This window comes from Ktedonobacter sp. SOSP1-52 (assembly GCF_016587395.1).
The window spans coordinates 936394-961924 of the sequence record NZ_BNJH01000003.1; the positions used below are offsets into that span (position 1 = coordinate 936394).

At 54.1% G+C, this 25531-nt stretch carries 19 protein-coding genes and 1 pseudogene; 7 read left to right on the forward strand and 13 right to left on the reverse strand.

The features are described 5' to 3' along the window. Nucleotides 1-10: 10 nt before the first annotated feature. From rimI to JMJ16_RS29595, 4 genes are all read left to right on the forward strand, one after another. Nucleotides 11-655, forward strand: a complete 645-nt coding sequence (gene rimI / locus JMJ16_RS29580; protein WP_201387453.1) for a ribosomal protein S18-alanine N-acetyltransferase — start codon at nucleotides 11-13, stop codon at nucleotides 653-655. A gap of 146 nt (nucleotides 656-801) precedes the next feature. Next, on the forward strand, nucleotides 802-1968 hold the full coding sequence (tsaD, locus tag JMJ16_RS29585; protein WP_201379442.1) for a tRNA (adenosine(37)-N6)-threonylcarbamoyltransferase complex transferase subunit TsaD: 1167 nt from the start codon (nucleotides 802-804) through the stop codon (nucleotides 1966-1968). Between the two features lie 8 nt (nucleotides 1969-1976). Then, nucleotides 1977-3011: an ROK family protein gene (locus tag JMJ16_RS29590; protein ID WP_201387455.1), complete on the forward strand. Its 1035-nt coding sequence runs from the start codon at nucleotides 1977-1979 to the stop codon at nucleotides 3009-3011. A 93-nt stretch (nucleotides 3012-3104) separates the two neighbouring features. Next, entirely contained in the window at nucleotides 3105-3719 is a 615-nt protein-coding gene (locus JMJ16_RS29595; protein WP_201387457.1) for a GNAT family N-acetyltransferase, read from the forward strand. An 81-nt stretch (nucleotides 3720-3800) separates the two neighbouring features. Here the strand turns inward: JMJ16_RS29595 and metG are convergent, their stop codons facing one another. Together metG and JMJ16_RS29605 are read right to left on the reverse strand one after the other, a co-directional pair. Beyond that, nucleotides 3801-5477 (reverse strand): methionine--tRNA ligase, encoded by a 1677-nt coding sequence (gene metG / locus JMJ16_RS29600; protein WP_201387459.1) that lies wholly within the window; start codon nucleotides 5475-5477, stop codon nucleotides 3801-3803. 204 nt (nucleotides 5478-5681) lie between these two features. Further along, on the reverse strand, nucleotides 5682-6704 hold the full coding sequence (locus tag JMJ16_RS29605) for a ThiF family adenylyltransferase (protein ID WP_236600293.1): 1023 nt from the start codon (nucleotides 6702-6704) through the stop codon (nucleotides 5682-5684). A gap of 369 nt (nucleotides 6705-7073) precedes the next feature. Here JMJ16_RS29605 and JMJ16_RS29610 point away from each other — a divergent pair, with 369 nt between their 5' ends. Further along, nucleotides 7074-7520, forward strand: a complete 447-nt coding sequence (locus tag JMJ16_RS29610) for a response regulator transcription factor (protein WP_201371582.1) — start codon at nucleotides 7074-7076, stop codon at nucleotides 7518-7520. Between the two features lie 151 nt (nucleotides 7521-7671). Beyond that, a complete protein-coding gene (locus JMJ16_RS29615; RefSeq protein WP_201387460.1) occupies nucleotides 7672-8067 on the forward strand; it encodes a PleD family two-component system response regulator in 396 nt (131 codons plus the stop codon). Between the two features lie 211 nt (nucleotides 8068-8278). Here the strand turns inward: JMJ16_RS29615 and JMJ16_RS29620 are convergent, their stop codons facing one another. The 11 genes and pseudogenes from JMJ16_RS29620 to JMJ16_RS29670 all read right to left on the reverse strand — a co-directional run bounded on the left by JMJ16_RS29620 (nucleotide 8279) and on the right by JMJ16_RS29670 (nucleotide 24865). After that, complete coding sequence (locus JMJ16_RS29620; protein ID WP_201379435.1) at nucleotides 8279-9286, reverse strand: ABC transporter ATP-binding protein; 1008 nt, start codon at nucleotides 9284-9286, stop codon at nucleotides 8279-8281. A gap of 15 nt (nucleotides 9287-9301) precedes the next feature. After that, nucleotides 9302-10279: an ABC transporter ATP-binding protein gene (locus tag JMJ16_RS29625; protein ID WP_201371585.1), complete on the reverse strand. Its 978-nt coding sequence runs from the start codon at nucleotides 10277-10279 to the stop codon at nucleotides 9302-9304. Between the two features lie 19 nt (nucleotides 10280-10298). Continuing rightward, nucleotides 10299-11387, reverse strand: coding sequence for an ABC transporter permease (locus JMJ16_RS29630; RefSeq protein ID WP_201371586.1), 1089 nt, complete (start codon nucleotides 11385-11387; stop codon nucleotides 10299-10301). A 20-nt stretch (nucleotides 11388-11407) separates the two neighbouring features. Beyond that, a complete protein-coding gene (locus JMJ16_RS29635) occupies nucleotides 11408-12367 on the reverse strand; it encodes an ABC transporter permease (RefSeq protein WP_201379428.1) in 960 nt (319 codons plus the stop codon). Between the two features lie 969 nt (nucleotides 12368-13336). Then, on the reverse strand, nucleotides 13337-15094 hold the full coding sequence (locus tag JMJ16_RS29640) for an ABC transporter substrate-binding protein (RefSeq protein WP_201387463.1): 1758 nt from the start codon (nucleotides 15092-15094) through the stop codon (nucleotides 13337-13339). Nucleotides 15095-15791: 697 nt separating this feature from the next. Then, nucleotides 15792-17548: pseudogene (locus JMJ16_RS29645) on the reverse strand (ABC transporter substrate-binding protein). Between the two features lie 620 nt (nucleotides 17549-18168). Further along, nucleotides 18169-19896, reverse strand: a complete 1728-nt coding sequence (locus JMJ16_RS29650) for an ABC transporter substrate-binding protein (RefSeq protein ID WP_201387465.1) — start codon at nucleotides 19894-19896, stop codon at nucleotides 18169-18171. A gap of 255 nt (nucleotides 19897-20151) precedes the next feature. After that, nucleotides 20152-21102 (reverse strand): hypothetical protein, encoded by a 951-nt coding sequence (locus JMJ16_RS29655; RefSeq protein WP_201387467.1) that lies wholly within the window; start codon nucleotides 21100-21102, stop codon nucleotides 20152-20154. A 47-nt stretch (nucleotides 21103-21149) separates the two neighbouring features. After that, nucleotides 21150-21587: a hypothetical protein gene (locus tag JMJ16_RS29660; RefSeq protein WP_201387469.1), complete on the reverse strand. Its 438-nt coding sequence runs from the start codon at nucleotides 21585-21587 to the stop codon at nucleotides 21150-21152. A 116-nt stretch (nucleotides 21588-21703) separates the two neighbouring features. Continuing rightward, a complete protein-coding gene (locus JMJ16_RS29665; RefSeq protein WP_201387470.1) occupies nucleotides 21704-22471 on the reverse strand; it encodes a hypothetical protein in 768 nt (255 codons plus the stop codon). A gap of 150 nt (nucleotides 22472-22621) precedes the next feature. Next, complete coding sequence (locus JMJ16_RS29670; protein ID WP_201387472.1) at nucleotides 22622-24865, reverse strand: tetratricopeptide repeat protein; 2244 nt, start codon at nucleotides 24863-24865, stop codon at nucleotides 22622-22624. A gap of 227 nt (nucleotides 24866-25092) precedes the next feature. On the opposite strand from JMJ16_RS29670, the gene JMJ16_RS29675 reads away from it, so the two are divergent. Continuing rightward, complete coding sequence (locus JMJ16_RS29675; RefSeq protein WP_201379412.1) at nucleotides 25093-25521, forward strand: Crp/Fnr family transcriptional regulator; 429 nt, start codon at nucleotides 25093-25095, stop codon at nucleotides 25519-25521. The last annotated feature ends 10 nt before the right edge of the window (nucleotides 25522-25531 follow it).

Genomic DNA, 25531 nt, shown 5'->3' on the forward strand with positions numbered 1-25531 from the left:
AGGGAGAAGGGTGCGTTACGTCATTGACCGAATGACGATGGCAGACGTGCCGCGCGTCATTGAAATAGAGCGCCTGGCTTATCCATCGACCTGGCCACCAAGTGCCTATCGCAAAGAGCTTCAGGACAATCGTTGGGCGCATTATATTGTGTTGCGTGACAAACAATTACTTGATGGAGAGCCTACAACGACGGTTGTAGCCGCGGATCAGGAGAAACCACGCCGGAATCGCCTCTTCCCGCTCTCACTGTTGCCCAATCGCCCGGCGATATCTATGCCGGTGCCAGAGTTGGCGTCCATCTTGGGCTTCGCGGGTCTCTGGCTCATGGTTGATGAAGCACATGTGACAACCATCGCTATGCATCCCGATTTTCGCCGCCGGGGCCTGGGTGAACTGCTGCTGGTGAGCCTGGTTGATATCGCCTACGAGATTGGTGCGAAGTGGGTGACCCTTGAGGTTCGCGTCTCAAATTATTCTGCGCAGGGCCTCTATCGTAAATATGGCTTCCGAGAAGCAGGCGTACGCCATCGCTATTACAGTGATAATCAAGAAGATGCACTTATCATGTGGACAGATGAGATTCATTCAGATGCCTATCGTCAGCAGTTCCTGGCCTTAAAAACAGATTTGTATCATAAGCTAGAGGCGCAATAATATTCGTGTAGGTGTTTGTGGTATCTCCCGGTGGCCTTCGGCTGCCAGGAGATACCACAAACACCTACACTGACGAGCACCGCAAGTGCGAGACGTCACGCTAACATATTGCACATCGGGTTACTTCATTTATTAGGACTGTATCTATGCTTGTACTGGGTATCGAAAGCTCCTGTGATGAGACAGGGGCTGCAATTGTTCAAGATGGGCGCTATCTGCTCTCAAATATCGTGGCCTCACAGATTGAGGTACATAATCGTTATGGGGGAGTCGTGCCGGAAGTTGCCTCGCGCCAGCAGCTCACGGCCATTATCCCCGTACTGGAGGCTGCGTTAGAGCAAGCACACTGTGGCTGGGATGATGTGGACGCGATTGCAGCTACCTATGGGCCGGGACTGGCAGGCTCGCTGCTGGTAGGCCTGACCGTAGGGAAATCACTGGCCCTGGCACGTACTAAACCCTTTGTGGGGGTGAACCACCTGGAGGCGCATATTTACGCGAACTGGTTGCGCCAGGGTGAGCAACCGCAGGCAGGCGTTGGGGCCATCAGCGAGGGCGATCCAGAGTTTCCCTTGATCTGCCTGGTGGTTTCTGGCGCTCACAGCGAACTCGTGCTGGTACGCGAACATGGACACTATGAATTGCTGGGCCAAACGCGTGACGATGCGGCGGGCGAGGCCTTTGACAAGGTCGCGCGTATTCTAGGCCTGGGGTATCCAGGAGGGCCAGCTATCCAGCAGGCGGCACAGCGGGTCGAAGAGGAACTGCGCCAACAGAAGAAATCACTGAAGCAGGCTCGTAAAGCCTATCTCTTGCCACGGGCCTGGCTGCGTGGTACCTATGACTTCAGCTTTAGTGGTTTGAAGACTGCCATGCTGCACTTGGCCGAGGGGGCAACCGGGGTCGCGCCTGAGCTACGCAGCACTGGCCAGGCCAAGCAGGGAAGCCGCTATGCTCGTATGGGCGAGCAGGCCGCGCAGGCGGGAGCGCCCGATGTGGCACTGCTGGCCTCAAGCTTTCAAGAAGCCATTGTGGATGTACTGGCAGTCAAGACGCGCCAGGCCGCTCAAGAGTACAATGTTAAGCAAGTGGTGCTGGCGGGTGGAGTGGCCGCCAATGCGAGCCTTCGTGAGCGCCTACAACGCGAACTGACGCCGCTCCATGTGCGACTGAGCTACCCGCCGATTGAGTTTTGTACAGACAACGCTGCGATGATCGCAAGCGCGGCCTTTTTCCACCTGAGCCGGGGAGAGCGGCATGGGCTTGATCTTGATGTGCAGCCAGGTCTTAGTTTGCCATTTGTTCAAAGGTGACGTGGAAAATGCCAAAACAAAAAAACTATGCTCTCGGTATTGACCTGGGAGGAACCAAAACGCTTGCCGCTGTCGTGGATGTGCACACGGGCGAGGTCCTGGCCTCCGCGCGTAAGCGTACACGTGCAGAGCGTGGCGCCGATTTTGTCAGCCAGCGGACCATTGAGCTGGCCACAGCAGCTATTCAGAGCGCGAACCTGGACGCGAGTGATAACCTGGTGGCGATTGGGGTGGGGGCCGCAGGCATGATTGACCGCCAGAATGGAGTGATCATCGATGCCCCTAACCTGGGCGTACGCAATATGCAGCTGGGACAAATTCTACAGAAACAATTCAACGTACCAGTCGCGGTAGGCAACGATGTCGAGGTGGCGGCGCGTGGTGAGTTCTTCTATGGCTCCGGTCGCGGTTACAGCAACTTTATCTGCGTCTTTGTTGGGACAGGCATTGGCTCGGGTATCGTGCAGGAGGGGCATCTCTACACGGGGAGCACCGGGACCGCTGGCGAGATTGGGCACATGGTGATTCAGGCTGGTGGACGCATCTGTGGTTGTGGTGCTCGTGGCTGTCTGGAGGCCTATGCCTCGCGTACAGCGATCACCCGCGCCATTATGGCCGAAATCCATCATGGTCGTCAATCGGTTCTGGCAAGCGATGCGCAGCGCCAACTGAAACAGGGCGAGACGATTATTCGCTCGGGTATCCTCGCCGACGCCATTCGCCAGAAGGATGAACTGACAATTGAGGTGGTGGAGGAAGCGGCGAACTACCTTGGTATTGCTCTGGGCAGTATTATGAACGTCTACAATCCCGAGAGCATTATTCTGGGTGGCGGCGTGATTGAAGCCATCGACCTGCTCTTCGATACGGCTGAGCATCGGGCACGTACCGCGGCTCTGGCAACACCTGCGCGTCGTACACCTATCCATAAGGCCAAGCTTGGCGACTTCTCCGGCGTGGTGGGAGCGGCCTGCATGGGCGCTATGGCCGTGGGCATTCAATTAGATGGCGAGGCCCAGGATAACGGCAAGCAGAAAAAGTAGGCAGGCTGCTATGTAATGAATGTGGCGTCATCGCTCAAGGGCGGTGGCGCCGCCTATGGCCTCTAGGCCAGAAAGACTCTGGTGGCTGTTGTCATGGACGAAGAGACACCCCACATCGAAGTGCGCGCTGTGCAGGTCGATGACGCCCCGGACCTCTATAAATTAGAGCATGATTTCGAAACAGATCGTGTGTACACGCTGCATGTGCGCGATCACCTTCTCCCGCAGGCCGCGCCTGAAGAATTGAGTCGCCTGGCATTTGCCTTTGACTTGCTAGAGACCCAGGTCGATCCTCCTATTTACAAAGATTTCTTCACGGGACGAACGCTGGAAGATGTCGCGCAACAACTACAAGAGATTGAAGGCGGTTATGTTGCCATAGCGGAGGGTCATATCGCTGGCGCGATCCTGCTCAGTATTGATCCCCAGCATGCCGTGATGCGTATTCAAGATGTAATCGTCGGGCGACAGTATCGGCGCTACGGCGTCGGTTCGCTGTTGCTGCGTTGCGCGGCGGATTGGGCACGAAAACGTGATTGCTGGGCAATGGTGCTGGAGACACAAAACATTGACTATCCCGCCATCCAGTTCTACCTGCACAATGGCCTGGAAATCTGGGGTATTCAGCAGCATTTCTATCCTCCTGGCTCCTCTGAGCACGAGATTGCGATCCTGATGGGCAAGCGTCTCGCCTCAAACGCTACATAGGGGATATTTGGTGAAGAAAATGTGATGCGTTCTGGCAGCCCGCGGCTGCCAGAACGCATCACATTTTCTTCACCAAATTATTTAACCAACTGCGACCTCGGCCTGGTCGCTCTCTAGCTTGGGGAAGAGTGGCGCGGGCTTGGGTAGCGTCGCGTTAGCCGCCACGCCCTCCTGGCGCCATGCCTGCTTGCTTACATCGCCCGTAAAGCCCAGGTACTCATGCAGCTTCTGGGAGGAGAAGGGCAGGTAGGGGCAGAAGAGGATGCGTAGCGCGCTCAGCACCTGGAGCATCACATAGATGGTGGTGCCAGCGGCTTCACGATCCACTTTAATCTGCTTCCAGGGGGCCTGCTCGTCCAGGTAGCGGTTCGCGGCGCGGGCGACCACCATGGCGGCCTGGAGACCATCTTTGAGGTGGCACTGCTCGATGCTATGCGCCACCTGCTTATAGCCGCGCTCAACTTCGGCCAGAATGGCGCGGTCAGCCTCATTGAGTTCGCGTGGCTCAGGCACGACTCCGCCGAATTTGCTCTGCAAGAAGGTGAGTGTACGATGGACAACGTTGCCATAGGTGGCAACCAGCTCGTCGTTGTTACGGCGCAGCATTTCATCGAAGGTGAAGTCGGTGTCGCGTCCCTCGGGCGCGGTCGCCGAGAGGTAGTAGCGCAAGGTATCCGCACTGTAACGCTCAAGCACGTCACGCGTCCAGATGACGTTGCCGCGACTGCTGGAGGCCTTGGCTCCACTCATGGTCATAAACTCATTAGCTGGCACATCGTAGGGAAGGTTCCGATTGCCATAGCCGAGTAGCATGGCGGGCCAGATAATGGTGTGGAAGGGAATATTATCCTTGCCAATGAAGTAGTAGGTCTTGACGGCTGGATCGGTCTGGCCTGGTACCCACCAGGTCTTCCAGGCCTCGGGCTTGCCCTGCTTCTCGGCCCATTCCACGCTGGCGGAGAAGTAACCGATGACGGCATCGAACCAGACATAGATGCGCTTGTCTTCGTAGCCCTCAATGGGAATGGGGACGCCCCAATCCAGGTCGCGTGTGATGGCGCGTGCGCGCAGGCCCTCTTTGATCCAGTTGAGCGCGAAGGCCAGGGTATTGGGGCGCCAGTGCTCTTTGCCCTGGTTGAGCCATTCTGCAAGTGGCTCCTGGAGTTTGGGGAGATCCAGAAAGAAGTGCTCGGTCTGGCGCATTTCGAGTGTGCTGGTCTTACTTCCGCAGAGGCGACAGCGTGGGCGAATCAGGTCCACTGGATCAAGCGTCTTGCCACAGTTGTCGCATTGGTCGCCACGCGCGGAATCGTAGCCACAGTGGGGGCAGGTCCCTTCAATATAGCGGTCGGGGAGGAAACGCCGGTCTGTGGGGCAGTATGGCGATTGCATGGTGTCTTTGAAGATGTAGCCTTTGTCATACAGGGTCAGGAAAAAGTCTTGCGTAATCCGGTAGTGATTCTCTGTGCCGGTCTCGGTATAGAGATCCCAGGATATGCCCAGGCGTTCCCAGACCTCGCAAATTTGCTGATGATAGCGTGCGACAAACTCCCGGGGCGAAATGCCCTGGCGCTCGGCATCGACGAGAATGGGGGTGCCATGCTCATCGCTGCCCGATACCATCAGTACCTGGTTGCCTGCCATGCGGTGATAGCGTGCGAACGTGTCCGCAGGAAGATAGGCGCCAACAACCTGGCCTACATGGGTTGATGTCTTGGCATAGGGCCAGGCGACGCAAACGAGAATATGTTCACTCATGAGTTCCTTAGAATCTCCCTTACATAGTGGTAAAAGTCGTGTGTGATGTTATGTTTGACCCCACGTGCAAGTTATTTCGGGTAGGAGGTGTGGTGCGTGCTGGTAGCCTGCGGCTACCAGCACGCACCACACCTCCTACCCGGGCGAGCGCCGTAGGCGCGAGAAGTTACGCAAAAAGTTGCACATCAGGTGAGTAGTTGAAGGTCACATGCCGATGAAACGTGCGTAGAGAGAGCGTGCGACCTGTTCATCATCTGTCCCTTTGATAATGGACCGCGCATCCGGAAAGATGGTGAGTTCATAGCCATCAATGACGCAGCGCAGCAGGAAATCGTTGTACTGCACCTCTCCTACTGAAGCGAGACGTTCCGCGAGCGCGGCAAAATCCAATCTTCCTCCGCCCTTCCCAAAAGTACTACGTACCTGCACCGCGTTTCGCCCGCACAGGGTCGTGGTGACGGACCCGACTTCCGCGTCAAGAAATTCATAATGGTGTTCTCCACAGGCGGGGCAATCAGGTTGCCGTGGGAGCGCGATGCGCTCAGCCGTGTTTTCCCACAGGTCCATCCAGACCAGGTCACGACTGATTTTCTCACTCTGCAAAAGTATTTTGAGCGCCTCAGTTGAGGCGATTCCTGAGATTGTACCAACAATACCATTGAGCACGCCTGCCGTATCGCAGGTAGGCGTGGTACCGGGCAGGGGCATCTCGGGAAAAACACAGCGCAGACAGGGTGTCTCACCCGGGAGAATATTCATGGTGACGCCATACGATGCAATGACCCCGCTATAGATCCAGGGGCGCTGGTGCTTGATACAGGCATCGTTGAGCAGATACCGTGTCTCGAAGTTATCGGTGGCATCGATGACCAGGTCGCTCTGGCGTACCAGTTCCTCGATGCTCTCGGCCTGGATATCCTCGACTCGAGCCTCAATGGTAATCTCGCTATTCACTTTGTGCAGTTTCTCAACGGCGGCGATGGCCTTGGGCAGGCGCCTGGCGACATCCTCTTCGTCGAAGAGAATCTGGCGCTGCAGGTTATTGAGCTCGATATAGTCTCGGTCGGCAATAGTCAGGTGCCCAATGCCGCTACGACACAGATTCGTTGCCAGAACGGTGCCCAGAGCACCACAGCCAATGATGGCGATTGTGGAGGCATGCAGTCGCTCCTGCCCCTCCTTGCCAATGGGTCCGAAGAGTGTCTGGCGTGAATAGCGTTCGAGCATTACAATGTTTCCCTTCGCTGTGCCTGCTGAAATTTCTTGTTTGCGAAAATAGTACGCATGTCCAGTGTATTCTAACATACATAGGCACATCTGGCATACTGGCTCTCTCCGGAGCTTCAAGGACTCATCCCAGTAGTCTGCATCAGAGGTATGTTGTTTCAAGTTGCTCCTACTGAATATATGATGTACCATACTAATATAGCAGTGTCGTTGCCCATTCGGAAGGACGCATGTAGTAGCCAGCGAGACGTGCGCAAATCAGAAGAATGCAGGTTGGCAGTAGAAGAGAACTGTGTTACAATGCAAAAGAGTAATAACTCTGCGAAACCTGTAACCAGTACGGTTGTGTTTTGTGATGGGGAACCTTTTATGAATAGCGGGAATGCTATAAAAAAAGTATTGGTTATCGATGACAATCCGACCATTGTGGAACTCATCAAGTATGCGGTAAACTTGCAGGGCGTCTATCAGGTTGCGGTTGCCTATGATGGCGTGCAAGGGCTGGAGCAGGTCTATGCCGAGCATCCAGATTGCGTGATTATAGATGTGAAGATGCCCCGTATGGGTGGCTATCAACTCGTGCGCTGCCTGCGTGGTGATGCTCGCACGGCTGATATTCCGCTGATTATTTTAAGCGCGATGACGCGTGAAGAAGATCAGATGACGGGTTTACTTTCAGGGGCCGATGAATACCTGACCAAACCGTTTAAGCCAACCGCCTTAAATGAGGCTATTGAGCGGGTCCTGCGCCTGACACCTCAGGAGCGCCAGAATCGTACTGATCACCTCGTGCGCACGCAGACGGATTGCGAATAGATCGTTCCTGTGCTGCTCGCGCGCGTATCGAAAAGGCGGCACTAAATAGTACCTCTCTCTTACTCTCATCTTGAGTAAACAAATTTGTAGCTTGGTCCCCGGCGGCCATATCCTGGCCACGGCGTAATACAAAGCATGTAGGTTACAGGTATTGCGTAGGTTAAGTATTTTGCTCGTCGACAGTGAAGTGCTTGCATACGAGAAACTACAACGCGTGGTTGGCGACCAGTTCACTGTTCAATCTGTAGCCTCTCTACGAGAGGCCAAACAGGTGCTTGAAGAAGCTCCTCCCGATATCCTGGTGCTAGAAGTTCACCTGAGATCGGAAGATGGGCTAGAACTCTGTCGCTATGTGCGCGCCAGGTCCTCCCTCTCGTATCTTCCCATCTTGCTTCTCTCTTCTTTTTCAACGCTCCAGGACAAGGTCGCTGGCTTTGACGCGGGCGCGGATGACTATGTCGTCAAGCCATTTGATGGGCAACACCTGCTGGCCCGTATCCGTCTCCTCTTACGCATCAAGCGCCTCGAGCGCCGTACCCACGTTTAAGCCTTGCGGGGCTTTTTTTGTTCTTGTTGATCTCTCCCCCTGTCATAAGCTATGCTCAGTGCCTGCGACACTTCGCGGGGAGTTATATGTGCTGGTAATATAAAGGTTTGTGTGAAACACAACAGGAGAGGGGCTCTCAAATTGAGAACCCCTCTCCTGTTGTGTTTCTGTCTCTGTGTGCTCGAGTTGAAAGGGAACGAGCAGGCAGTTGCTAGCCAGGGAAGTGGCAGGCCGCAAAGTGATTGGGCTGCTTCTCCTCCAACTGGGGGATCTGCTCGCGGCAGATGGCCTGGGCTTTCCAGCAGCGAGGGTGGAAGTTACAGCCACTGGGAGGATTGACCGGGCTGGGTACGTCACCCTCAAGGATGATACGCTTGCGGCGTGACTCAATGGTCGGATCAGGCACAGGAACCGCTGAGAGAAGCGCCTGGGTATAGGGGTGAAGTGGCGTTTCATAGAGCGTCTCGCTCTTGGCCAGTTCTACTACGCGCCCCAGGTACATCACGGCCACGCGGTCGCTGATATGCTTCACGACCGAGAGGTTGTGGGCGACGAAGAGGTAGGTCAGGCCAAACTGCCCTTGCAGTTCCTGCAACAGGTTCAAGACCTGCGCCTGAATCGAGACGTCAAGTGCCGAGACCGGCTCGTCGGCGACGATAAAGGATGGACGCAGTGCCAGGGCGCGGGCGATACCGATACGCTGACGCTGACCACCGCTAAACTCGTGCGCGAAGCGGTTGACGTAAGAGGGATTGATGCCCACCGTCTTGAGCAGGCTGGCGACCTCATCCTGGACCTGCTTGGCGTTACCGCGATTGAAGTTCTCCAGAGGCTCAGACACGATCTGGCCAATGGTGAAGCGCGGGTCCAGCGAGGCATAGGGGTCCTGGAAGACCATCTGCATCTGGGCGCGCCTGCGTCGAACCTCAGCCGCTGGGAGCGTCGTGAGTTCGGCGCCATCGATTTTGACGCTACCAGCGGTCGGTTTGATGAGCTGAAGGATCGCGCGACCCGTTGTACTCTTCCCGCAGCCGCTCTCTCCTACCAGGCCGAGCGTCTCACCACGGCGGATGTGCAGGTCGACACCATCTACGGCTTTGACCGAACCAACCTGGCGACCAAGGAGACCGCCCTTGATGGGGAAGTGAACCTTCAAGCCTTTTACATCGACGAGAGTGGTTCCAGTCTGCTTTGGAGTTTCTACTTGCTGTTGTACCATCGTCTTTTCTTCCCCTTAGTTTGGATAGAAACAGGCTGCTGCTTGTTCGCCGCGTCCGACTGGCTGCAATACCGGAAGTTCCTTCAAACAGCGGCTCTGCGCCCGAGGGCAGCGTGGAGCATATGGACACCCGACGGGCGGGTTCGCGAGGTCAGGTGGCTGACCGGCGATAGGTGTGAGTCGGGAGCCACGCCCCTCGTCGAGGCGGGGAATCGATCTGAGTAGGCCGATGGTATAGGGATGGGCAGGGCTTTCAAAGATCTGCTTGACCGGGGCTGACTCTACGACATGGCCCGCGTACATTACGTTCACATATTGGCAGGTGCCCGCGACCACACCCAGGTCATGGGTAATAAGCATGACGGCTGTGCCAAACTCCTGCGAGAGACCTTTCATCAGTTCCAGCACCTGGGCCTGAATGGTCACGTCAAGAGCGGTTGTTGGCTCGTCCGCGATGAGCAACTGGGGATTACAGGCGAGGGCGATAGCGATCATGACGCGTTGGCGCATGCCACCACTAAACTCGTGGGGATAGTTCTTCGCCCGGCGCTTCGCGTCAGGAATACGCACCAGGTCAAGCATCTCAACCGAGCGCTTCCAGGCCTGGTCATTCGTGACATCTTTTCTATGGCGTTTGACCGTCTCAGCGATCTGGTAACCCACGGTGAAAACCGGGTTGAGAGAGGTCATGGGGTCCTGGAAGATCATGGAGATTTTGCTGCCGCGCAGGTCGGTCAACTCGCCCATGTCTTTGTCCAGAATATTTTCGCCATTAAAGTTGATCTCGCCACCCACGATCTTGCCAGGAGGGTTGGCGACCAGGCGCATGATAGAGAGCGCGGTGACGCTCTTACCGCAGCCGCTCTCGCCCACGACGCCGAGTGTCTGGCCTGGTTTGATAGAGAAGGACACATCGTCTACGGCCTTCACCACTCCACTGCGCGTAAAAAAGTAGGTTTTGAGGTTTTTTACATCCAACAAATTGGCTGTCATCGTTATGTTACTCCGCTAACTAGTCTTTAGATCGTGGATCGAAGGCGTCACGCAGGCCATCACCCAGGAACGAGAAGCTCAAGACGATAATCGTAAGCACAATTGAGGGCAACAGGACTTCCCAAGGATGCGTATCGACCAGGTTAGAGGCATCATTAATCATCAGACCGATGCTGGAGCCAGGAGGCTGTACACCCAGGCCCAGGTAGCTGAGACCGGCCTCGTTGATAATGGTCGAACCCAGGTCCAGGGTGACCTGCACAATAACGATGCTAAACAGGTTGGGAACGATGTGCCGGACGATGATGTTCCAGTCAGTGGTACCCATGGTGCGGGCGGCTTCCACAAACTGCTGTTCGCGCAACTGAAGGGTCAGGCCACGAACCTGGCGCGCCATGAAAGGCCAGCCGACCAGGGCCAGGGCCATAGAGACCAACACGAGGCGTGCATTGCCGTTTGCGCCCACGAGTGGAATATGACTGAAGGTTGCATCTGCCGAAGAGCCGAAAATACCGGCGAGCAGGATGGTGAAGAGCAAGCCCGGGAAGGCGAACATAATATCGGTAAAGCGGGCCAATAGCTGGTCAATCCACCCGCCATAGAAGCCAGCGAGGATACCTACGGCCAGGCCAAGCACGACCGTAATGATCTCAACGATGATCGCGACAGCGATGGAGATCAACATACCCGCCATCAGGCGTGCAAAGAGGTCGCGGCCCACACTATCGGTACCGAGCAAGTACTGGCCTGAAGGATTCTCATCCTGGCGATCCAATTCCTGGTGGAAGGGATCATGATACTGCTGAGGGCTGATATTGCCATAGGTGGTGCTGTTATAGGTACCACCAACATGTTGGTAGATAACTGGACCAATAAGGGGCAAGATGATAAAAAAGATGAGGAACGCCAAGCTGATCATGGCGCGCTTGTCACGGCGCAGGCGGCGCATGGAATCCTGGAAAGGCGTCGGCGACTTTTTGGGTTGCCGAATGTCGGGCTGGATTCCATCCTTGCCCGTTGTTTCGACCGCGTACTCGCTCTCCATTGGCATGGCTGTGTCAGGCGCTATCATACCAGGGGAGGCATTGTTCTTGTCTCTTGTTTCCATATTCTAGTGTCTCCTGTCTCCTACTCGGCTTTGATGCGGGGATCAACCAACGTATAGAAAATATCCGACAAAAGGTTGCCGGACACAACACAGGTCGCGAATAGGACGGTAGTAGCTTGAATGACCGGATAATCACGGTCCGTCACCGCCTGCAAACCGGCAGAGCCGATTCCAGGAATGTTGAAGATTTGCTCAATGAAGAAGGCACCCGCTACAATGGTACCAATTGCCAGGCCAAGCACAGTCATGATTGGGATCAGTGTGTTGCGGAAGGCATGACGGTACACAACCGCGCCCTCATGCAGGCCCTTGGCACGCGCAGTACGGACATAGTCCTGGCGTAGAACCTCTAGCATGGTGGTGCGAGTCAGGCGGGCATAGAAAGCAAAGCCAAGAGCCGCGAAGATGATCACAGGCACGATTTTGTATTGGATATCACTCCAACTGTAGCTCCACACTGTTCCCCAGTTGGCCACGGGCCAGGGGTAGCCCGTTACCTTGTCGAGCCAGACAATGAGAACCTGTGCGAAGATGGCAAGAATAAAGGCTGGAAGTGCCCAGAAAATCAGCGACGTTCCCATGATCAGGGTGTCAAGCCAGGTATTGGCTTTGAGAGCCGCGACAATTCCTGTCGGAATACCCAGGAGCAACGTCAGCGTTAAGGCCCATATTCCCAGTTCGGTTGAGGCGGGGATTCCCTGGAGGATGATCTCCGAGACAGGGCGCCCTTGTGTATGGAATGAGTAGCCAAAATCGAGATGGAACAGACCACTGAGGAAGTTCCAATACTGCTGATACCAGGGTAGATCAAGGCCGTACTGATGCTTTAGCTGGGCATACAGCACAGGATCTTGGTGCTGGCCTAAAAGTGCTCTGATGGGATCGCCTGGCGCCAAATAGCCGAAAATGAATGTGATGAAAGTTACGGCGAGAATCACAAAGACGAGCCCTATTAGCCGCTTTACGAGGAATTGAACCATGTTGTACCCCTTACTCCCTACTCGAGGTTTGGTGTGCTAGGTTGACCACGATGGTCTTATGCGCAAATACTAGATTTCTTGCTCATCGTACGATATCTATGAAACGGCACCTCTCCATAGACGATCTCCGATTATAACTACCCATGCATGATCGTGGATAGATGCTGTCTATTGTAAGTTAGCCTGATGCGTATGTCAAGCGAGCCGTTTGAGATATGAGTGTAAGAAATGAGTAAGAGTGTAACCAGGGTGAGTGCGCTCGTACTGTAGTTGTAGCCCTCCTGCTCTATATGCAGTGCGTGCTACATTCCAGCGCAGCGGGATACATCACTCTTTTTCTAGTCGATTTGCCTCAACTGCTCATTCGTTCCGCATTCGGTCCCAGATCCCGCGTCTTACCTCTGTCGCTTTTGTAGCGGCAACAAGGGCTTTTGGCGTATTGATAAAGTGCTTTATCATATTCTGAATGCAATTTATCAGGGTCCTGGTACTGTTCTTATTGTAAAAGACGCGTTAAAATGATCAGTTTCTATTGGTTTGAGTCGAGAGAAAAACTACTGCCTACGGATAAGCTTCTCTTCTTGTGCTTTCACTTTACACTACGCCGGAAGATGTCGAATTCTCTCACAGAAGAAGACCATACAAGAGACAATCGGCAGAAAGACTTACAAGAACAGAACGCAGAAGGCGGTCTACCAGCGTCTGTTCTTGAGCTATTATATGTTATTGTATGCCATGGAAACGGCGTTCCCATGGGGAGAGAAGGTCATAATGAACGTTCGGATGGCCCTTATAGCGCCTCCCTTCCTATAGGACGTTTGTCTTATGTTGCGGGCACGGATGCTGGCTGAGAAATCCTCGTCATTTCAGTCGTTATCCCATATCATTATTCCATTAAGAGGGAGACAGGCCAGTGGGTAGTATCTACCCACTGGCCTGTTTAAAGTACTGCTTACTGTGTAGAGAAGACTACTTGTAAGCGTTGGTGTTGCCACAAGGAGAATCGCCGGTCTTGTAAATCTTAGACCAGTCCGCTGGCGGAACCAGACCCTGAGCGTTATCGATAATACCCTTGACGCAGGGTTTGAGGACATAGGAGCTCTGGCGCTGCAACCTGGGAATCCAGGCGGCATCGTCGACGAGCTGCTGCTCAATCTGGTTGTACTGCGAGATGCGCTCAGAGCTGTTCTGGTTGGCATCCGCGGTCGTCATCAGATCCTGGATCTGCTGCTCGGTGCTAGCGTTTTTCGACTGGTTCTGGCCAAAGTTGGTCTCGTTGTAGGAGGAACCCTTACCAAAGAGGAGGGTGGTCCAGTCCTGAGGATCGGGATAGTCCGCGATCCAGGCAATGGCCCACATCTGAATACCCTTGGCATTGCCAGTGGCTGCAGAGGTATCGTCCAGGAGTTTATTGAAGTCCTCGTCGTTAATGGTGACGTTGACGCCCAGAGTATCCTTCCACTGCTGCTGCACAAACTGGAATTCGTTCTTGGCTGTTTGCGAACCACCAGTGGCGACGGTCAGGGTAACCTGTGGGAAGTTCGCCGTGGTATAGTGCTCTTCCTGCATGCCTTGCTGGAAGAGCTGCTTGGCGAGATTCTTGTCGCCCTTGGTGCTGGTCACACCACCAGGTCCCTTCAAATTAGGATTGTAACCGGGCATGCCCTGGGGAACAATATGGTTAGTCGGCAGGCGCGAACCCTTATAGATGTTCTGCGAAATGGTGTCTTTGTCGATGGCAAGGGCAAAGGCCTGGCGAATCTTGATGTTGTTAAAGGGCTTCACCAGGAAGTTCAAGGCGTAGTAGTCGATAGCCAACTCAGGCGCCTGGCGGAACTGCTTATTAGGCAGCGCACGTGCCTGGTCCAGGTTCGCGGTAGGAACACCAGCGGTATCGACCTGGTTGGATTGGTAGGCTTTATAGGTTGTCTGAGGGTCTTTGTAGAAGGGGAAGACGACCTTTTTCAGCTGTGGCTTGGGACCCCAATAGTTTTTATTGGGTGTGAAGCTGACCTGCTGACCACTGACGTGCTTATCCAGGATGAAGGGACCCGAGCAGCCACCCTCACCGAGGTGCTTCAGGAAATCGGTATCGCCATACTTCTCGACGAAGCTCTTCTCCACCACATAGGAGGTGGAGTAGGTCAGGGCATCGAGGAAGTACTGGGCTTTCTGCGTGGTCACGATCTTGACGGTTGAGGGATCAGGGGCGAAGAGGCTGTCATTAATCAGAGTTGGAACTTTCCCCGCGAAGCGCTTGTCCGAGTCCTTGACCAGGGCCAGGTAGGCGGGAGCGACGGTGGATTTGAGTTCGGGCTTGAGGGCGCGGTCGATGCTGAAGATCACGTCGTCGGCGGTGATGGGGTTGCCATCACTAAACTTCAGCCCCTGGCGCAGGGTGAAGGTCCAGGTCAGGCCATCGCTGGAAGTATTCCAGGTCTGCGCTAGTTCGCCGTATACCTTGAGGTTGTCGTCGAGCTGGACCAATCCCACGAACATCATATCCAATGCCGAGATAGATGCTGAGTCTGTAGAGAGGGCAGGGTCGAGTGTGGCGACGTCGGAGAGGCCGCTGTCGGGGGAGACATAGATCTGCTTGTCATCGGAGAGCTTGTTGCTCGTCGCGGTGCTGTTGCCAGAGCTGCCGCCACAGGCGACGATCAGCATCGCTAGTAGCACCAGGATCGCTGGTAAAAATTTACCAGCATGTTTCTTGCCAGGTTGCATGTAAATACTCCTTGTCCTAAGGATAGTACATACGAGCATTTCTATGAGCTGAGAACAACTTCTTCGAAATGCTTTTTATATAGGTAATGCCTGCTTGCTCCTGAAAGGGGTAAGAGAGCATATTACCTGCCTGGTGACGGGTATTCTGTTGAGATGACTGCTTTGGCACCCGAATTGCTGGATAAAGAGAACCCTCTTCTTTTGTTGGCTGTGAGCTATGTTTGCGCGCAATGCAGATATTTTTTTACTGTAAATAGAAATATGCGGAAAGCAATCGACTTATCTCTCTCTTTACTCACTTTACTTTTAAAGAAAGGTGAATTCTCTAAGTCGTTTGCTTTTGGATATGGCTTTTATATTCCCAAACATAACTCTTGTGTGTAATTACGTAAGTATAGTGACTAAATCTCTCACGAATTTACCACAATTTTGAGCTTTTTCCTTAGTATCTATATTTCGATAAATATTGATGCGGAAGAAAGATATAGATTTGCTGGTCGTCAGACGCTTTATCGCCATTGGCACCACTTCCCGAGCCACCACAGGCGACAACCAACATGGCAAGCAGTACCCTGACAACAGGTAGAAACCAGCTAGCAAAAAGGGGGGAGCAAGCCATATATGGCCTGCTCCCCCCTTTTTTGTGGGAAGAAGTGCATGAGCGCCGCTCTTCCTCCCTTCGCTTACCAGTTCTAACTTACTTGTAGGCGTTGGTGCTGGCACAAGGGGAGTCACTTGTCTTGTAGATGTTGGCCCAGTCCCTTGGCGGAGTTAGCAACTGCGCATTGTCCACCACGCCCTTGACACAGGGTTTGAGAACGTAGGAACTCTGGCGCTGCACGATGGGAATCCAGGCGACATCATCGACGAGTTGCTGCTCGATCTGATTGTACTGCGAGATGCGCTCCGCGTTGTTCTGGTTGGCATCCGCGGTCGGCATGAGGGTCTGAATCTGCTGCTGAGTTGTGATATCAGTGGAATTGCCCAGACCGTAGTTGGGGTTATTGTTCGAGGACCCCTTACCGAAGAGCAGGCTGGTCCAGTCCTGGGATCGGGATAGTCGGCGATCCAGTCGATAGCCCACATCTGCAGACCTTTGGGGTTATTGACAGCGTTGGAGGTATCGTCGAGAAGCTTATTGAAGTCCTCGTCATTGATGGTGACGTTGACGCCCAGGGTATCCTTCCACTGCTGCTGTGCGAACTGGAACTCATTCTTAATGGTTTGTGAGCCGCTGGTCGCAACGGTGAAGGTGATCTGCGGGAAGGTAGAAGCCGTGTAGTGCTCCTCCTGCATGCCTTCCTGGAAGAGTTTCTTAGCCAGGTCCTTGTCGCCTTTGGTGCTGTCCACACCAGCTGTCCCCTTCAGATTGGGATTGTAGCCAGGCATGCCCTGAGGGATGATATGGTTTGTGGCAAAACGTGCGCCCTTAAAGATATTCTGGCCGATGGTATCTTTGTCGATGGAAAGGGCAAAGGCTTGGCGGATTTTGATGTTGTCGAAGGGTTTCACCAGGTAGTTCATTGTGTAGTAGTCGATGGCTAGCTGAGGTGCCTGGCGGAATTGCTTGCTGGGGAAGGCGCGTGCCTCATCCAGGTTGGCAGTGGGGACACCAGCGGTATCGACCTGGTTGGTCTTATAGGCCTTGTAGGTTGTCTGTGGGTCCTTGTAGAAGGGGAAGACCACCTTCTTGAGCTGGGGCTTGGGGCCATAGTAGTTATTGTTTGGCACGAAGCTGATCTGCTGACCATTGACGTGCTTCTCCAAGATGAAGGGACCAGAACAGCCGCCCGTATCAAGATGCTTGAAGTAGTCGGTATCGCCATACTTCTGGACCAGGCTCTTCTCAACCACGTAGGAGGTAGAGTAGGTCAGGGCGTCGAGGAAGTAGGCCGCTTTCTGTGAGGTGACGATCTTGACAGTGGTTGGATCGGGAGCGAAGAGGCTGTCATTGATCAGGGTTGGAATTTTGCCGGAGAAGCGCTTGTCCGAGTCCTTAACCAGGGCCAGGTAAGAGGGGGCGACGGTGGATTTGAGCTCGGGCTTGAGGGCGCGGTCGATGCTAAAGATTACATCGTCGGCCGTAATGGGATTGCCATCGCTAAACTTCGCCCCCTGGCGCAGTTTGAAGGTCCAGGTCAGGCCATCGCTGGAGGTGGTCCAGTTATCTGCCAGTTCACCATATACCTTGAGGTTGTCGTCGAGCTGAACCAGCCCGGTGAACATCATATCAATGGCGCCGATGGAATCCAGGTCGGTAGAGATGGCCGGGTCGAGTGTGGCGACATCGGAGATGCCGCTGTAAGGGGTAACATAGATCTGCTTGTCGTCGGAAAGTTTGCTGCCTGTGCTACTGGTACCAGAGTTGCCGCCGCCACAGGCGACGATCAACATGGCGAGCATGATAAACATGCCAGGTAAGAATTTACCTAAAAGCTTTTTGTTCGGCTTCATGTACGAAATCTCCTTGAACTGAAGAGGGAAAAGAAGATACGCCACAGAGCTATATAATAGCATAACAAGCAAAATATTCAGTATTGAATATTTTGCAAGCGACGCTACTTGCTCTAGAAAGATAGATTGTTAGTATATCTGCTTGCAAGGTTAAAACTAGGAAATATATACTCTTCTACAAAAAGAGCATAAAGAGGGGTTTAGCCCAGAAAACAAATCTTATAGAAAGAGTCATTTTCTGTGCAGGTTACTTCTACTTAAGAGCAGATTGTGATTATGGATACTATATATATACGCTGATGTTTTGCACAATCTCTCAGATTTATTTAAGAAAAATCAAGCCCAGAAAGTTTGGCCTGATTTTTCCCTTTGATAAAGCGTTCAGGGCCGGAAAAGCGTAGAGGAGAGCAGTCCAGGCTTGCTTTTCTTTCTGGTGTTGCTCGCGTTTTATGGCCGAGACGAGGTGGGTACAGAGAGGGAGAGACGTAGGATCTCAATCGATGTGCAGTAGCATGGAGCCGTGCATGGCACGACGCTACTAAAGTACGCGTCTACATATGAGGCGCCTCATATGTAGACGCGTACTTTAGTAGCGTCGTGCTTTAACTTGCAGCGTAAGCTTAGCCTGCCTGTACGCGGTAAATCTTGGCCCAATCATCAGGCGGGGTGGTATTCTGCCCGTTATTAACGAGGCCGACGATATCGGTGGTACGCAGGAAGATGGCTGTTTCCTGCTCCATCGGTAGCCAGGCAACATCGTTCACAAGCTGTTGCTCGGCCTGCTGGTATGCCTGGAGTCGGCCACCTGTATTGCTGAGCCCATCGGCCCTGGTAAGCTGGTCCTGTAGTGCCTGCTGTTTGGCGGCCGTCGGACCAAAGTTCTGGCCATAGTTCATATTGTTGTTGACTGTGCCCTTCCCAAACTGATAAGAAAGCCAGTCCTGTGGATCAGGATATTCACCAATCCAGGAGAGCGCCCACAACTGTAGCTCCTGGTTATTCATAGATGAGGCCGTTATCTTGTCCAGGAGGGTATTGTAATCCATGGGGTTTGGTTTCACGGAAATATTGAGGACTTTCTGCCATTGCTGAATGGTTGCCTGGATCTCCTGTGCGATGGTAGGAACCCCGGTTGCGTAGCTTAGCTCGATATCTGGTAGATCGGAGACGCTGGCAATATTCTCCTCTTTGAGTCCCTCTTTGAGCAAGGTTTGGGCCAGTTTGGGGTTGCCAGAGAGCTTTTGCGTCTGGTCTGGGCCAGTGAGTTTCTCATTATATCCGGGCATACCCTGAGGGAGAATATGATTTGTCGGGAGTGCGGTCCCTTTCCAAACGTTTTGCACGATGGCCTGTTTATCAATGGCCAGGGCAAAGGCCTGGCGAATTTTCACGTTATCGAAGGGCTTGGTCAGGTAGTTCATGGTGTAGTAGTTGATCCAGAGCTGTGGAACCTGGTGAAAGTCCTTCTGTTTGCGCGCGTTCTGGTAGTTGGCCAGGGGCACGCTGGCGGTATCGACCTGGCGATTGGTATAGGCTTTATAGGCTTCCTGGGCGGTCTGGTAGAAGCGATAGGTTACTTTTTGTAGCTGGGGCCTGGCATTATAGTAGTGTGTATTGGGAGAGAAGGTAATGGATTGCCCATGTTTATAGTCTGCGACGCGAAATGGACCCGAGGCCCCTCCCTGGCTTAAATGGTCAGTAAACTGGGCGCCATACTTTGTGACCATACTTTTTTCAACCACGTAGGCGCAATTCATGCCCAGGCGCGCAAGCAAATACGCGGCGGGTTGCTCTGTCGTAATCATGATGGTACTGGAATCTGGCGTCGTAACGCCTGTGCCGATGATAGATGCACTGCGGCCCGCGATGACCTGGCTTGCACCCTTGATAATATTGAGATATAACGGTGCGACCGTCGATTGGGTCGCGGGGAGCAGCGCTCGGTTGAGGCTGTAGGCGACGTCAGCAGAGGTGAGCGGTGTGCCATCACTAAACGTCAGGTGTGGCTTGAGTTTAAAGGTCCAGGTGAGTCCGTCACTATCGGTCTGCCAGCTCTGGGCGAGCTGAGGTACGACTTCGAGTTTATCGTTGAGCTGTACCAGGCCCGTATAGAGTATCTGGACAGCATGAATTGAGGCATCATCATGCGCCAATGCCGGATCAAGAGTATCAAGATCGGTAATCCCAACCTGAGGAATGACATAGGTCTGCTTGTTCGCAGGAGCCTTGACCATGTGCGGTGAAGCATCCCCAAAGAGACTACACGCGCTGAGTAGGACGAGTAGTAGACAGAGCCCTGGTAGATAGAGGTATTGCCTGGTGAGATCGGTTTTCCTGGTAGGAAACATAAAGCGTGTCTCCTTTAACGCTTGTGATTGTGTGAAAGAGGCTGGACAGCGAAAATAAAGGCATGTGGTGCTGGATTGCTCGCAATAAGAGAGGGGCACGGGTATTTAACGCGCGTGCCCCTTATACTCTAATAACGTCGCAGGCATGTCACTTCTCACATACCTGGTCGTAAATTGCTATTCGCTGCGAAAGAGGCTTGCCTCCTCTCCTCTATACAGGAGCTTCTTGGATGCAAGCTCTATGCCTCTACCCGGCTAGAAGCGTACGCTTATCTCGTCGAGAGGCCCCCCAACGATAGCGCGCAAGGCGACATGGAGGAAGGCATCGGCACTGGTTGTCGCCAGCGCTTTAGGCCAGGCCATATATGATTCCGCTGCCGCCTGAACAATCTGCAGAGTGTGTCCCTGATCCCTGGTCGCGTCGATGTGGCCAGCGGCGATTGCGATAGCTCCAAAGAGCGCGCGCGGATCATGACCAACTTTCAAGTAGCGCTGGGAGGTCGCCAGGGCGCCAGCGAAGTCTTTATTTTTGAGCTGCTCCTGAAGGGTCTCAAGCTGAGAGCTGGCGATAAAACCGCCGCCAGGAATGGTGCCGGCCGCTGTCGGCTCGGTTTGCTTGAGCGAAGAGCTGGCGATCTCCTGGCGCAACGCGTTGACATAGGCTGCGGAGGTATAGAGCAGGGGCAGAGCCTCTACATCCTGTACGCGGCGCATAACCTGGTGGACGGCGGAGGCGAAGAGTAGGCCATGGGCTGCCTTGATATACTGCTCATGTTCGGCATTGTCGAGGGTGCGCAGTAGCTCAGCGGCTGAGAGCGCGATGACCGCAGCCGTGGCGACAGGTGAGGTCTCGCTCTTGATCACTGTGTTGTAGACACCCTGGCAGACCTGTATTGTATCCGAGGTGCTATTGACGAGCTTATAAAGCTCCAGTGCATTCTCATCTTTGGGCGTGGAGAGACGCGTGCGTACACTCTTCATGCTATTTTCGGGCTTAGAGGCAAAATCGCGTACGGTGCGCGCCCAGGCTGGCTCATCGCTGCTTGATTGGAGGGGCAGATGGGGCGCGAGCCAGTGCAAGATGTTGGGAACGCGGTCGCCCCACTCAACGGCATCAAGCAACTGAAAACCACGCACGGCGAATATGAGTGGGTGCCCACCATGTTGGAAGGTGTCGGCAACGGCCTCAAATGCCCGGACCTCCATCGTGCGGTAATCCGCGCCAGTGCCATAGAGCCCAAAGAGCAGGCGTTCTACTGCCAGGACATCGTTGCTGTGTACTGCTTTGCGCAGAGACTCGCCAACAGTCGTATTTTCGCCAAGGTCGCTGGGAAGAGTGGCTCAGGATAGTTAGGCTCGACGCCAGCGCCCGCGCGCAAGGCGGTTCTGGCTAGCCTGGCCGCCTGGAAAAAGAGCGGCAAGGCACGCTCTTTGACGGGAACAGTCGAGTCCACTGGTTCTGGAAGAAAGTGAATCAGGCGGCTCAGCATGGCCGCGGCAGCCAGCACGGTGGCGGGATGCCCATCGCTGTCCCCGTGAACGGTTATCATGCCCAGGCGTCCCAGGAGGACGTCGGGTGAGTTGGTGTCATGTAAAATGTCACGCACAGAGGCGATTAATTGTTCTGTATTGCCCTCAATCGCTGCGCTAAGCACGTTTGAGAGGTCTACCCTCATTTCAACTTGTGCCATGGATAAGCTCCTACAAGAAAATATATTTTGTAAAGATAGGTATGATACCTGCATCATAGCATAGCCCATGAGCAATGCTATGGGTATGAGTGCGGCAGGAGGCGAGCTGCCAGAAGCTAGCCCGCGTCCTTTAATTCACGAATGTCTCGCTCAATGCCGGGAATATCTGCGTATTCCTCGTCGAGGAGTTTATATGCTCGACTGAGGTAGAGACCAGAGAGCCTGGCGCCACGCTCGTTTGGCGAGATAGCTGCGGTAACAAGCTCAGAACCGCGATACTTCTCGGCCAGGGTGCCCGCAATGCGTTGCATCTGCTGCTCTGTCTCGCGTAAGAGTTGCTGATCGTGCCCCTCGATGGCGTACCGAGCTGTCCCAATGAGTTTGCCCAGCTCAGCCAACTTCTGCCTTTCAGGCATGGCATGGAAGACGAGGGAATCGGCATCCAGTTCCTTTACTGAAAACTGTTGCGCCTCGCGTTTCCTGGTCTGGATAGTGGCAATGTACGAGGTGTACAATTGCCCATATTCCTGACATGCCTCGGCCGCCAGGTTCATGCGTGCCATGTCATCCCTGGAACTGACGCTACCAATGTCACAGAGATCATCATCGCGGTGCTCCGCCAGGAGTTGCATATATTCCAGGGTCTGGCCCTCTTCCGGAATGGGAGGAATTGGCATGCCAGAAACCGTGTCACTGTCTTGCAGCTCCTCCGTAGGGAGATGGGCCGCTAGCAGCGGTGGAATATATTTCGCAATGGACATAGGGATAGGGGGTATGATGCAATAGGTGCAAAAGACATTGTTGGCATCGTTGCGATTGCGCACAACAAAGATGGCATGCCCCTTGGGTGCTTGTGAATTACCGCGTAGGAATTGGATTGCCATAACGATGATTTCCTCCAATACAGGGCAGTCCGTCATGTCGATGCATGTTTCTTGCCCCCCTCTATATCAACTGTTCAACTTCCAGCGTCTGTTCTGTCGTGACAGGATGCCTCTCTATTTTCGCATGATCAGCCCTCTTTGTACAAACTTTTATTTAAGGCCCTTATAAAGTTGCCCAATACGTCGTACCAGGTCTTTATTGGCCTGTATCTCCTCGTTGGTGAGATCCTCACCGCTGGTGGGAATAGCGCTTTCAAAGCCCTGGAGATGCTCGATGATCCCTTGGCTGCCTGCGATACGCGCAAAGTTTTCGACGAGAATACGCGCCTGTTCGTCGTGATCCTGGCGCACATCAGTCAGCGCGGTCAGCGCGTAAAGATCGACATATTGACGCAGGAAGAGGCTCCAATGCTCTGGCTTGCTCAACGTATTCATGACTCGCTCAACCTGGGTGATCGCTTTACTCTCTTCATCACGAGCGCGGTCGAACTCGTTACGTCTAAAGTAGATGCTTGCGTGCGCCGAACGTGTGTCGACCACGCCTAGTGGCTGGCGTGTCTGGTGGTACAGGTGCAGGGCCTCTTCAAAGTCGCTGAGTGCTTCGTCTAGCTCGTCTTTTCCGCGCCTGGCGAGGCCGCGACTCAGGAGTGCATCGGCATGGCCTGGTGTGTGTCCTGCCTGCTTGAAGCGCGTGATCGCGGCCTCGCTATTTTCGCTGGCCTCATCCCAGGCGGATTTGGCGATGCTGACCTGGGCCAGGCCAAGGACCGCTGAGCCATCACCAACGAGGCTCTCCAGGAGCTGGAACTGACGACCAGCCGCGAGCAACGTCTCGGTCGCGGCATCCAGCTCAGCCTCTGCCAACTGTTTTTGCCCTAGACCAAGCAGGGCCTGGGCTGCTACCAGCGGCTCCTGCACATGCTGAGCCTGAGTTTTGGCCTGCTCGAAAAGCACTCTGGCCTGGGCAAAGTCGCCGCTCGTCAGCGCATATTTTCCCTGGATCAATGTGACCTGAGGCTGGATACGCTGTGCCAGGAGATTTTGTTGTATGGCCTCCTGCGCCCTTTGCAGGCTACGCTCGGCCTCGTGTAGATCACCACCATAGATGGCCACCTGGGCCTCTCCAACTGCGATCTGGGCACGCAGTGTTGCGCTGGCGACCGGGTCGATCTCTTCGCAGCGATTAGAGGCATCAGCATAGGCGCTCTGAGCCTGTTGCAGCTTCCCCATGTGCAGGTAGGTATTGGCGATCCCAACAATGGCACGCCCCTCGACCAGCACATTCTGCAACTTATGAGCCTGCGTCCGTGCATCGTCGAAGGTGGTAAGCGCGCTTTCCGCGAAGCCACGACGATATTGCACCTCACCCAGGCTGGTGGTTGTTTCGGCCTGCCCCACATGGTACGCAATGGCTTTGTAGGTGCGGGCAGCGCGTTCGAGCAGGGAATTGGCGAATGTGAGCTGACCACGGCGGGTATTTACTTCACCCAGTACACGATTGGCATTGGCGTTGCCCAGGGCGTTGTGCTGTTTGGTGTAGAGATCGAGCGCGGTCTGTGCGCCTGTTAAGGCCTGGTCAACCTCGTTGCGCAGGAGCATCGTCTCGGCCAGGCCCAGGTTGGCGTCGGCCTCGCCCAGCTCATACTCAAGCGCGCTTGATGTTTTGTAGGCCTCAGCGAACAGGTTGGCGGCCGTCTCAAGCTCTTCGCGTTCCAGGTAGATGCGTGCCAGTCCGAGTTGAGCATCAATGGTACCAAAGATATCATTGGTGCCCTGGTAGATATTCAGCGCCTCTTGATAGGCCTTCAGTGCCTCATCAAATTTACGCTGCATACGCTGGACATCCGCCAGGCTACGACTGGCATCTGCAAGATTGATGCGGTCGTTAGACTCTTTGTAATAGTGGACGGCATCCTGGTAGTGTTCAGCGGCATAGGCACTATTGCCGCGCTGGAGCTCGATGTGTCCAAGGGCGAGCTCGGTGTTGCCCAGCCCCTGAGGGTATGTATGGGCGCGATAGATCTGTTGTGCCTTCTGATAGGTATCCTGAGCGCGATCCAGGTGGGCAAGCTGGCGTTCGAGGTGTCCGATAGCGAGTAGACCGCCAGCTTCGCTGAGCGGATGGCCTGAGTCGCGGTAAAATTTGATTGCGCGCTGATAGCTGGTAATGGCCTGTTCCGGGGCATTGTTTTCGCGCTGTACCTCGGCGATGAGCATGCGGCTATCGCCTGCGCGTTTAAACTCTCCAAGGAGGCGAAAGCGTATCTCTGCGTCGCCAAAGGCGTCAGAGGCCTGGTCAAGTTTGCCTTCGTTATATGCTTCCAGCCCTGCTTGCAGACGTTTTTCTGCCTGTTGGCGATCCTTGAGTTGTTTCTCTGTATCCTGTGTAGACATCGTATATCTATTCCTCAGACGGTGAGTCAGTGGATGTAAATTGAATAGGCTTATTTTTCTAGATTCATTGTAGTGCCTGAGGTCCAGAAAGTCAAAAAGCTATGAAGCAGGTGACCAGCGCGCAGGAATGTGATAGAATACCTGCTACGATAGTAAAAGAATCAGGCAAGCATTGAGCCGTCTTTTATGTACCGGGTCAAATACGTTGCCGAAGGAGCCGTAAAACCATGAAAGAAGACATCCTCTCGCGTGTAGACCTCTTTTCCACTTTAAATAAGAAAGAGTTGCAAGAGATTGCAAAGAACTGCCAGGAGCGCACATTTAGCGCGGGTTCCACATTATTTTCGCAAGGTGATCCTGGGGTTGCCTTGTATGTATTGACGCAAGGCAATGTGCGTATCAGCCAGGCAAACAATTCCGACCGAGCCGAAGAGGTTATTGGCAGCGCAGGTGTCGGCGAAGTTTTGGGCGAGATGGCACTTCTTGATGAATTGCCACGCTCGGCGACGGTTGTCGCGGCAGAGGATGTGACGGTACTCGTATTGCCCGTGTGGGAGTTCCGAAGTATCTTACGCTCACATCCCGATATTACCTTGAAGTTGTTGGCTGCCCTCAGTCGGCGTCTGCGCAAGGCAGAGGCGCGTCAGCACGATTAAGTGACGCCAT